Source organism: Streptomyces sp. 150FB (assembly GCF_000818195.1).
GTDB lineage: Bacteria > Actinomycetota > Actinomycetes > Streptomycetales > Streptomycetaceae > Streptomyces.
In genome coordinates this window covers 8,866,881-8,869,538 of sequence record NZ_JTHL01000001.1, presented here as the reverse complement: position 1 = coordinate 8,869,538, position 2,658 = coordinate 8,866,881, and the positions used below count along the sequence as shown (strand labels likewise).

Here is a 2,658-nt window from a genome sequence, read left to right as displayed (position 1 = left end):
CTGTCCAGCAGGACGAACGCCGACGGGACCATGTAATCCGGAAGCCGATCCGACACAAGACCACTCAGTACAGCGGTGTCGAACTCCCCCGTCTCAGCCGGCACGACATACGCGACGAGACGCTTGTCGCCCGGCTGGTCCTCACGCACCACCACGGCGCTCTGGGTCACCAGCTCATGCCCGGCCAGGACCGCCTCGATCTCTCCCGGCTCGATACGGAAGCCCCGCACCTTCACCTGGGCATCCGCACGTCCCACGAACTCCAGCACCCCATGGACACTCCACCTCACGAGGTCCCCGGTCCGGTACATCCGCGATCCCGCAGGACCGAACGGATCGGCGACGAACCGCTCCGCTGTCAAGCCCGCGCGCCCCACGTACCCCCGTGCGACTCCAGCACCGGCCACATACAGCTCCCCCGCAACACCCACCGGCGCCGGAGACAACCCACCATCCAGCACATACACCCGGGTGTTGTCCATCGGACGACCGATCGGCACAGAGCCACCCACGGCGACACCGGCAGGCACCTCGTACTGCGTCGCGCACAGGGTGATCTCCGTCGGACCGTACAGAGCCCGGACCACGGTTCCCGGACACGCGTCCAGCACACGCTGAACCGCGACGGGTGACACCACGTCACCACCGGTCAGGACCTCGCGCAGGTGGGTGAGACATGCCGGCGTCTCCTCGGCGATGACCCGGAAGAGCCCGGCAGTCAGGACGAGGCCGCTGATGTCGTGCGCTTTGATCATCTGTTCCAAGGACGTCGCGTCCACATTCCCCCGGGGAGCGACGACGACGGTTCCTCCGGAGAGGAGAGGGTGCCAGAGCTCGAACGTCGAGGCGTCGAAAGCATGCGGTGAGTGGAAGAGCACACGCTCGTGGTTGCCCGTCATCCAGCACCTGTTGAGTACGAGGTCGGAGACACCACGGTGCGTAACCGCCACGCCCTTCGGCTCACCGGTGGAGCCCGACGTGTACATCACGTAGGCGAGCCCCTCGGCACTACCAGCGTGGCCACCCACCACACCGCCCAGGACCGCGTCCTCGGCGAGGTCGCCCATCCCGACGATTCGCGCCGACCCCGCGAAGTCCGCGGCCTCTCCCGGCCGGTCCGTCACGAGAAGAGCCGCTCCGCAGTCGTCCAGTACGAGCCGGCGCCGCTCCGGCGGATATCCGTCATGCAGCGGCACGTAGTAGCCACCGGCCTTCAGGATCGCCAGCATTGTGATGACCAGCTCGGCGGAGCGCTCCATCCACACCGCAACCGCCTGCTCCGGCCCGACGCCCTGGCTCAGGAAGTGCCGGGCCAGTGTGTCCACGCGTTTCCGAAGTTCGTCGTACGACAACTCGACGTCACCACTGACCAGAGCCGTGTTGCCAGGTGTGCGCGACGCCTGGGCCTCGAACAGCTCGGTGAGTGTCGCATCGGGCGCCTCGCAGGCGGTGTCGTTCCAGGCGATCAGGACCTTCTCGCGCTCGTCCGCGCCCAGCACGCCGATCTGCCGGACGGGAACCTCCGGTTCGGCGGTGACCGTGTCGAGGAGCTCGACCAGGCGCTGGGCGAGGAGCTCGACCGTGGCCGCGTCGAACAGGTCGGTGCGGTATTCCAATCTCCCGGTGAGACCAGCAGGTGCGGTGCCGGCATGGGTCTCGCCCAGAGTGACAGACAGGTCGAACTTCGCCACCGTCGCGTCGATCGGCTCCGGCCGTACGGTCAGGCCGGGCAGACCTGACAGACCGAGCTCGGGCGCAGTATTCGACAGGATCGGTGCGTGGTGCTGAACGGTGAGCATCACCTGAAACAGTGGATGGCGCCCCATCGAGCGCACCGGGTTGAGCACCTCGACCAGACGCTCGAACGGAACGTCCTGATGCGCGAACGCCGCCAGATCCGCCTCCCGCACCCGCTCCAGGACCTGGCGGAAGCTCGGATCTCCCGACATGTCGGTGCGCAGAACCAGCGTATTCACGAAGAACCCGACCAGCTCGTCCAACGCGTCGTCGGTACGGCCCGCCACCGGAGTGCCGATGGCAATGTCCTCGCCGGCACCGAGCTTCGACAGCAGCACCGCCAGCGCGGCCTGCACCGTCATGAACACGCTCGCCCCGCACGAACGGGCCAACCTCACCAGCCGCCCATGCACCTCGGCAGGCACCTGCAAGGCCACCGATCCGCCCGCGTGCGAGCCGACGACCGGACGCGGACGGTCCAACGGCAGCTCCAGTTGCTCGGGCAGCCCCCGCAACGCCTCCCGCCAGTACGCGACCTGCCCGGCGATCACGCTGTCGGGGTCGTCCTCGCTACCCAATACTTCCCGCTGCCACAGGGTGTAGTCGGCGTACTGCACCGGCAGCTCCCCCCACACCGGAGCCTCGCCGTCACAGCGAGCTGCGTAGGCGGTGGAAAGGTCCCTCATCAGGGGAACCATCGACCAGCCGTCCGCGGCGATGTGATGCACCACCACGACCAGTAGCCACTCGTCCGCGGCCGGCTGGAGTACCCGTACTCGCCACGGCAGCTCCCGCTCCAGATCAAACGCGGCGGACATCGCCGCTGAGAGCGCGACAGCGACGTCACGCTCCGGGACCTTGTCTACCACGCACTCCGGCAGCCCGGCGTCACCGTCCAGAACTTCCTGCAGCGGTTCGCCG

At 67.8% G+C, this 2,658-nt stretch carries 1 protein-coding gene; it reads right to left on the bottom strand.

All coding sequences use genetic code 11. The features are described 5' to 3' along the window. Positions 1-2,658 (bottom strand): amino acid adenylation domain-containing protein (locus QR77_RS47200; RefSeq protein ID WP_160311000.1); only part of this gene is annotated, 2,658 nt, incomplete at both ends.